Source organism: Bradyrhizobium sp. (assembly GCF_035273305.1).
GTDB lineage: Bacteria > Pseudomonadota > Alphaproteobacteria > Rhizobiales > Xanthobacteraceae > Bradyrhizobium.
In genome coordinates, this window is record NZ_DATEPI010000179.1 from 1 (window position 1) to 7,527 (window position 7,527).

Below are 7,527 nucleotides of genomic sequence, written 5' to 3' on the forward strand. Positions count from 1 at the left end.
GTGAATGACTTTCTTGAGTATATAGATGTCCGCGCCGGCCGGAACGAAATCAAAGAAATCACCAGCAGCCAGCTGACAGCGATCCGACAAACCGTGTCGTTCCAGGAAAGTCCCGGCAGTACCAATGACGTGTGGCATGTCGAACAGCGTGCCACGCAAATGAGAGTTTGCCAGCAGGATCGAACACAGCAAAGATCCCTGGCCGCCGGCGACGTCGATGATCGCAGAGGCGCCGCTGAAATCGTAGGCACCTACAATCGCGATATTTTCCGCCGCACTTCGGCTGGTCATCCCTTCGATAGCGAAGCGAGCACCGTCTGGATGGTCCGCATAATAGTCGAACGTCCTTGCTCCGAACACATGCTGGAAGCCGGACTCGCCAGTGCGCACGCTATGCAGCATGTCACCGACCGAGCGCCAAACCCACTGTTCACCCATCATGATGGCATAGGGCCGTAATGACCCTGGCTGGTCACTCCTCAACCATTCAGCAGCCGGTGAGAGTGCGAAGCGGCATCCTGTGTGTTCGGTAAAGATCCCGCGGCTGGCGAGCGCGCGAAGCACCCTATACAACGATGGTTCATGCGCCTCGGCGCGCTTGGCAAGAGCCAAGGTTGACTTGGGCCCGTCCTGCAACAGATCAGCAATGCCGAGCTTGGCTGCAACATAGATTGCCTGCGACAACCAGAAGCCGGAGATCGAACCGAGCATGTCCTGAGCAGATGAATGGTGCTGGGGCAGCGGGAACATGGTGTGGCTCGATCACTGGGTTGCTTTGAAGTCGATCGCCTTCGCTAAATCGAGCAGTCGGCGACGGTGTTCCTCCAGCAAAGCCGCGAATTCAGTTGCGGTGCTCGGACGCGCGGCCTGTCCCACGGCGGCGAGCCGTTCACCTATAGCTGGATCGCTTGCGACTGCGCTAACATCGTTTGCAATGCGGTCCCGCAACTTGTCTGGCATTCCGCGTTTACCAAAAAACCCTACCAAGCCGTCCATTCGGAGCTCAGGGAAACCCGCTTCGGTTACGGTCGGTACATCGGGAGCAAGCGGCACGCGATCGCTACTTGCAACGGCAAGGAGCCGCGCATTGCCTGACTGGACCTGCGGCATGATCACGCTCAGCGCGTGAACGAAGATGTCTATGCGGCCCTCATCGAGGTCCTGGAGAGCAGGAGCGAGCTCGCGATACGAAACAAAAGCGATGTCCAACTTCGAATTTTTGAAGAATCCCGCTACGACAAAGGGCGGAAGGCCAGGCGAACTGGACCAGTTCAGCTTCCCCGGTTGGTTATGCGCTGCTTCAACCAAACCGCCGAGCGAGCGGATCGAACTATTATGAGAGACCGCAATGGCAAGGACTACGTCAGAAGATGAGGCAATCGGTACTAGCTCGTGTATCGGATCATAGGACAGCTTCTGGTGCGTGATGGGATGGACCGTAACTACGCCCGAGATTGCATAAAGCAAAGTATGATCGTCATCAGAGCTGAGAAAACCGGAGACACCGATGACCCCATCGGCTCCCGGGCGATTTTCAACGATTACGGGCTGCTCCCAGAGTTGCGAAAGCCGCTGCGCAAACAGCCGGGCGCTGAAATCCGACGCGCTGCCAGCCGGGACGGGTGCAATCAGGCGCACGGTTCGATGGGGCCAGTCTGCCGTAATGCCAGCGCTGCTCCAGCAAACGATCGCGCTTACGATGAGACCGGCGCCGCTGAGCAAGAGGCGGCTCGAAATGTTCATGCTGTTCCTGTTCGTTGCTGGTGTTCAGCCGCGAACTTCGGTTTGCGGCGACCGGCTCCGGGACGGATATATTTTTCATTCGCAAATACCACTTGCGACATCAAATCGATGAAGAGTTCGCGTTGTGCCGGTTTGAGGCACGACAGCAGCTCTTGTTGAGCATCGAGCGCTCGCGGAAGCAGCCGTTTGCGGGTCTTTAGCCCAAGAGCGGTGCAGCGAAGCATCCATACCCGCCGGTCTGAGCCATCGGGCAGTCTTTCAACCAGGCCCTTCGCTTCGAGCTGGTCGACCAATCGACCCGTGTTGGTTTTATCGATGCTAACGATTTCGGCGAGCCGGCTTTGATCGATGTCGGGATGATTGTCGATGATTGTTAGAACCGCCCATTCCAACAAGGGCATGTCTTCGTCCTCGAAGGCCTCCGCCATAACAGCCGCAGAGATCATCTGCAGCCGGCGGATCAGGTACGCCGGTATCCGGCGGTAAGGCCGTGTTGTCGGCTCCTTTAAAACAGAGCCACGCGCCTTTTCAGTTTTCAAAACTTTTGCAACTGTCATAATTATTATTATCTTGAAAGTTACTATTCAGTCAAGCTGATTTAGCGACCGCCGCTGCCCGTGACGCCGGTCTCTTCAACTGGCTGGCCGCCAGCACCAAAAGGCTGATCCAGATGTTGCTTTGGCGGGCAAATGCGCCTAAAAGCCGCGCTTCAACGGAAAACAGCGATGGCCCACAATTTTGCGATCAACGACGACGTGCATCACCAGTTGCAGGGCCCGCAGGGCCGCGCCACGGTAAAAGAACGCAGCGTCTACACTGTCGTCACCTGCCTCCCGATCGAGGCGGACGGCCGGCCGCGTTATCGCATCAAGAGCAAGACCGAAAACGTCGAACGGGTCGTCACGGAGGAGCAGATCAGCCGGCTTGGTTGATCAGCAATCGTTTCGTTTCGCTGATCTCATCGACTCGCGTCGGACCTCCGATTTCGCTTGCTTTCTCCGGCGCAACCGCGTAGACGCCGCGCATTCGAATAGTCGATTTGCCTTGTTGATCGCGCCTTACCGGCTCTACTCCCCAGGACATCGCTGAAATCGGATCAAGCCCGCGCGGAGGTCGTGCGGGCGCATCGCGCATTTGCGCATCTTGGAGAAGTTACATGACAATCGGAACAGTGAAGTGGTTCAACGCGGCAAAAGGCTTCGGCTTCATTCAGCCTGATGACGGCGGCAATGACGTATTCGTTCACATCAGCGCGGTCGAGCGCGCCGGCCTGGGCTCGCTTGATGAAGGCCAGAAGGTTTCGTTCGAGGCCACGGTCGACAGCAAGCGCGGCAAAACCAGCGCGGAAAACCTTCGCAGCGTATAACAACGCTTTCGAGCGGACTGAGCGCCGGTCACGTGAAGAGAACGCGTCGGAACAAGAATCTAGAGCCCGATTCCGATTCAATCAGAAACGATCGGGCTTGAGGAGAACACGCGCAGCCGGCCCGAGATTTCCGCGGATGTACCGGGATTTCGGGATCGATCGCGCTAGCCGAACCAAGATAACGCCCGTCGGCAGGCAGCCGGCGGGCGTTATCATTGGAAGTAGGTCATGCAAGGCCGCCGGTTGGTCGCGGCGGAAACTGTAGGCCAGCACCAGAGCGCCTACTGCCCTGCCTTTTCATGGGCAGCCATGCCGACCGCCTTGTAGTCATAGGTGGGATAGAACTCGGTGCGATAGCTGCCCCAAGCCGTATTCTCCAGGATGCGGTTGACCTCTCGAAGGCGCGAGGCGGGAAAACGCAGCGTGACGACCTGCCCGATGCCCATCATCACATACCAGCTCACGACCTCGGTGCCGGGCGGCGGAAAGGCCTTGTAGTAGCCTTGCTTCTCAAGCTGCGCGTTGAGCTCGTTCAATGGGCGCGACTGGTCGTGCTTGAAGAATATCGTCAGGAGAACGGCATTGTCAGCGGTAGGCGCCGCGTTCTCGGTCGGGGTTGGGGCGGTCTGTGCCGCTGCTGGTGAGCCCAGTGCCAAGCCGGCCAACGCCGCGACCGCCACCAGTGCTCCGATCCTTCCACTCATTGCCCTCTCCTTTGTCATGCGCGCCAGGATTAGCTCTGCACGCCTGGATTTGCGGATAGTCACGCAAACTCTCACGCGGCAACCAGGTTCCTGAATTCCAGCTTTGTGACGTCAAATGTGAGCCATGTCACAGGCGTCGCTGCGCCTAGGCGGTATGGGTGCTGCGGGCTGGGCTCAGTGCGAGTATTGAGGACAGGAAAATGTCGACGCGGCGAATGGCCTATTGGTGGTTCAGGTTCGTGATCTCAGGACGATTTCTGGAGAAGTTCTTGCGATTGCGCAAGACGAACCGAGGCTAATCCGCGATGCTTTTACGTCTGGCCGATGAGCTTCCGGCAGAAAGCGGCGCCGCCGCTCACGACATCCCGTCCTTTCCATGCCAGATAGGTCAGCCGGCCTGAGAGCGAATCGTGGCTACGCAGACGTCGCGATCCCAACACGTGACCGACATTGTCGGGGAAGCGCGCAACTTCCTGTTCGACCAGAACGCCGATCGAATGCATCAGCTCGTTGAGCCGCAATCCCCATTCCGATTGTTCGAGCTGATCGATGCGGACCTGCAATGCATATTCGGTGTCGTAGATGTGCTTCAGAATTTCCTTCGAGACGAGGATCCGATTGCTTTTGAGTGCTATCCGCAGCGCCGAGCGATTGTCTTCCAGCCGGTCCAGCACCATGGAGACTGAGATTGCGTAAGGCGTCGCGGCGATATCGGCCGCGTTCTTGGTGCCGGCTTGCTTGGTAGCGAGCCGGATCAATTGCCACGAAGTCTTGAGCCGCTTGGCCACGAGCGTTAGCGCAAACGGAAGCAATTGCGCATGGGTTTTGCTGAAGCCGTCCAGCAGCGCCGATATCTTGGCGACGCTCCCATCATCGAAGTTATCGATACTGGCCGGCAATGCGCCACCGAGCTTCGCCAGCGCACCGTGTTCGCGCAACACCAAAACCATTTTGGTGAGATCAGTATAGGCCGCACGGGAGGCCGTGTACGTAGCGAGTTTCCTGCGGGTCTGATCGGCGCTCTCGGCCGAGCCAAGCGTGCTTTCGAGATATTTGGCAACCTTGGTCTGGAACGCGCTGGCAACCTTCTGCGCTTCGCGCGGATGATTGGCCAGGATCAACTCATCTATCTTCTTGACGTAGTCGCGCGCCATCGTCGGCAACAGATCGCGGCTGATCCACTCCCAGATCGCAGCCAACGAACCGCGCTGTATCCGCCCGAAATTGGTATGCTCGGGAGCGCCGTCCACAAGGAACGGCTCCAGTGGCGCAAAGAAATACCGCGACGGATTGTTGACGCGATCCTGCGTCGATCCATCCTTGCGGAATTCAGCTCTCAAGGTCGCGAGTATTTCCGCCGTACCGGGCAACTCGCCTTCGCACATCTCCAGCCGTTCGAGTTCAGCCAGAAGACTGCTCCTCGTGAGCGGCGTCAGCCGCTGCAGAAATTCCTGGATCCTGTCCGCCAGCATCATCGCAAACCGGTTTTCCGCGACCGGTCCAACCCACGTTGCGGATGACCTCAGACGCGTGAAGGCGCTGGCCCTAGAATCACAAAAAACAGTTGGCGCCGTATTAAGATGGAGGTGCAGATGCCGTCGAACTACGCAGAGGCGCAGAAGCAACTGGCGGAACTTGCTGCCCCGTAAAACTACGGGTTTTGCGCGCAAGGGGAGATTTGACACGCGTTTGCGGGCCAATCAGGCGTGAGTTATCGATGCGCAGCGATGGTCTTGCTGGCTGTCTTGGCGTGACACACCCCGTAGTCTTACTGGGCTAAAAATTAACCCTCAACGAGAGTAGGGCCGTTAAACAAATTGCATGGGACATCAAGAAGACCGAATCAGCGATTCGCCTTTCTCGACTTGGATCGATAGCAACGAGCCAACCCACAACGACCTTGAAAACATCCGAGCGGCCGCTGCCTCGCGCGCGAGGGAAGAAGCCGGCGCCGCCATTGCCCGCCAGCTAAACGGGCCACTGACGGCGCTGCTGCTCTATATGGGCGAGATCAAGCAACACAGCCATCAACTCGCGCACGCCGGGGAGAACCGCGTCTATCTGCAGCAGGTGGTCGAAAACGCGCTGCAGCAGACGGAGCACGTCTGCGCAATGATCAAGCAGTTGGCCGAAAGCCACGAGGAGGCGGCAACGCAATCCGGCTGTGACGTTGCATGGAACAAGCGGCTCGCGCGCGGCAAGGACGTTGCCCGAACAAACGCGGTGATGCTCTCATCGGGGGCCGATCAGAAGCCGTTGACCAGGCGCGAGCGGGAAGTTCTCAGCCTGATCAGCGAAGGATACTCCAACAAGGAGGGCGCGTTGCGGATGAACATCAGCCCGCGGACGTTCGAGAGTCACCGCGCCGAGGCGATGCGAAAGCTTGGGGCGCGAAATACCGCAGACCTCGTCCGCCTGGCGTTGCTGTATCCCACGGTATAGAGCCTGATCGGTTCTGATTGAGTCAGACTCGGGCGCGTATTTTTCTGACCTGTTGTCTTCACGAGAACCGGCACCCACTTCGCTCGAAAACGCCATGGCCCAATCGCGCATCGGACGCGCGAGTCGATCAGAGCGAATTTCAAATTACAAAGTGCAGGGTAGTCCGGCGATGTCGCCTGGTCGCCGCCATCAGCGGTAATCTTCCGCGAATACATGAACAGCCGGAGCTGGCCGCGACACGTCGGGCTTGGGTGCGCAGGGAATGATGGTAATGGCCCAGCGCTGCGGAGCGATCGACTGTGTTTCAAGAACTGATCGAACATGGCCTGTGATGACAGATCCGTCCGACCAGACCGTCGCGGTTCGGCCGTTGAACTGCGCGATGCGAAAACGCCGGACTTCTTTCCGGTCAGCCGTTTCGAACGTAAACATGAAGTGTCTCTCCTCTGCCTACGCAACTATCGCTGCTTAAGATTATTCATCTATGAAACTGCAAACCGTAGAAGTACGAACCTGCTGCAGCCTGATCGTTCTGATTGAAGTGGATGGGCTCTAGCTTGTTTTTCTGACGCGTTTTTCTTCACGCGAACCGGCGCCCACTTCGCTCAAAAACGCTCTCGGATTACCTGTGGTCGCAAATTTTCAAGCAGCACTACGCACGCGCGTTCCGTGTGCGAGCGTGCGGAGGACGCAAGGCCAGCGCTAATCGCTTATTCCGGAAACACCGCTTCCATCTTGGTCTTCAGCGTGGCCGCATTGAACGGCTTGACGATATAGTTGCTGACGCCCGCCTTCTTGGCGGCAATCACGTTCTCGGTTTTCGATTCGGCCGTGATCATGATGAAGGGCGTCTGCGAAAGATCGGGGCTCGCTCGCACTTCCCTGAGCAAATCATATCCGGTCATCGGCTCCATGTTCCAGTCGGAAATCACCAGACCGTATTTCTTGCTCTGCATTTTAGCGAGCGCAGCCGATCCATCACTGGCATCGTCGACATTCTCGAAGCCGATCTGCTTCAGAAGATTGCGGATGATCCTGATCATGGTGCCGTAGTCATCGACCACCAGGATCGGCATCGATAAATCAAAGGCCATCTCTAACTCCGCAGGTTCAGCGCCGCACTTGGACGAGACATTCAATGCGTGAAACGGGTCGACGCTTTTGTTGAACTTGCACTCGTCAGCAGCGGGAGAACTATCAGCGCTGATTGAACAGCGCGTTAATTTCGCACCAAAATAGAATCCGGCTGCGCGTATCCGTAGTTCTACGGGG

11 protein-coding genes are annotated in these 7,527 nt (G+C 57.7%); 3 read left to right on the top strand and 8 right to left on the bottom strand.

What is annotated here, in order from left to right; translation table 11 throughout:
• From VJV58_RS12465 to VJV58_RS12475, 3 genes are all read right to left on the bottom strand, one after another.
• Positions 1-750 (bottom strand): methyltransferase (locus tag VJV58_RS12465; RefSeq protein ID WP_324137653.1); only part of this gene is annotated, 750 nt, incomplete at its 3' end.
• A 12-nt stretch (positions 751-762) separates the two neighbouring features.
• Positions 763-1,743 (bottom strand): tripartite tricarboxylate transporter substrate binding protein, encoded by a 981-nt coding sequence (locus tag VJV58_RS12470; protein ID WP_324137654.1) that lies wholly within the window; start codon positions 1,741-1,743, stop codon positions 763-765.
• On the bottom strand, positions 1,740-2,300 hold the full coding sequence (locus VJV58_RS12475; protein WP_324137655.1) for a MarR family winged helix-turn-helix transcriptional regulator: 561 nt from the start codon (positions 2,298-2,300) through the stop codon (positions 1,740-1,742). Before VJV58_RS12475 ends, VJV58_RS12470 begins: the two co-directional genes overlap by 4 nt.
• A gap of 168 nt (positions 2,301-2,468) precedes the next feature.
• On the opposite strand from VJV58_RS12475, the gene VJV58_RS12480 reads away from it, so the two are divergent.
• Entirely contained in the window at positions 2,469-2,675 is a 207-nt protein-coding gene (locus VJV58_RS12480; RefSeq protein ID WP_324137656.1) for a hypothetical protein, read from the top strand.
• Here VJV58_RS12480 and VJV58_RS12485 read toward each other — a convergent pair.
• Positions 2,659-2,877: a hypothetical protein gene (locus tag VJV58_RS12485; protein WP_324137657.1), complete on the bottom strand. Its 219-nt coding sequence runs from the start codon at positions 2,875-2,877 to the stop codon at positions 2,659-2,661. The two genes, VJV58_RS12480 and VJV58_RS12485, sit on opposite strands and share 17 nt — an antisense overlap.
• 22 nt (positions 2,878-2,899) lie before the next feature.
• On the opposite strand from VJV58_RS12485, the gene VJV58_RS12490 reads away from it, so the two are divergent.
• Entirely contained in the window at positions 2,900-3,109 is a 210-nt protein-coding gene (locus VJV58_RS12490) for a cold-shock protein (protein ID WP_324137658.1), read from the top strand.
• A 281-nt stretch (positions 3,110-3,390) separates the two neighbouring features.
• Here VJV58_RS12490 and VJV58_RS12495 read toward each other — a convergent pair whose 3' ends face one another.
• On the bottom strand, positions 3,391-3,813 hold the full coding sequence (locus VJV58_RS12495; protein ID WP_324137659.1) for a hypothetical protein: 423 nt from the start codon (positions 3,811-3,813) through the stop codon (positions 3,391-3,393).
• Positions 3,814-4,124: 311 nt separating this feature from the next.
• Positions 4,125-5,285 (bottom strand): hypothetical protein, encoded by a 1,161-nt coding sequence (locus tag VJV58_RS12500; RefSeq protein ID WP_414641484.1) that lies wholly within the window; start codon positions 5,283-5,285, stop codon positions 4,125-4,127.
• Between the two features lie 349 nt (positions 5,286-5,634).
• On the opposite strand from VJV58_RS12500, the gene VJV58_RS12505 reads away from it, so the two are divergent.
• A complete protein-coding gene (locus VJV58_RS12505) occupies positions 5,635-6,255 on the top strand; it encodes a helix-turn-helix transcriptional regulator (protein ID WP_324137661.1) in 621 nt (206 codons plus the stop codon).
• 189 nt (positions 6,256-6,444) lie between these two features.
• Here the strand turns inward: VJV58_RS12505 and VJV58_RS12510 are convergent, their stop codons facing one another.
• Both VJV58_RS12510 and VJV58_RS12515 read right to left on the bottom strand, forming a co-directional pair.
• The gene (locus tag VJV58_RS12510) at positions 6,445-6,687 is read right to left on the bottom strand and encodes a hypothetical protein (protein ID WP_324137662.1); all 243 of its coding nucleotides are present in this window, start codon (positions 6,685-6,687) and stop codon (positions 6,445-6,447) included.
• Between the two features lie 278 nt (positions 6,688-6,965).
• On the bottom strand, positions 6,966-7,349 hold the full coding sequence (locus VJV58_RS12515) for a response regulator (protein ID WP_324137663.1): 384 nt from the start codon (positions 7,347-7,349) through the stop codon (positions 6,966-6,968).
• Positions 7,350-7,527 lie beyond the last annotated feature (178 nt).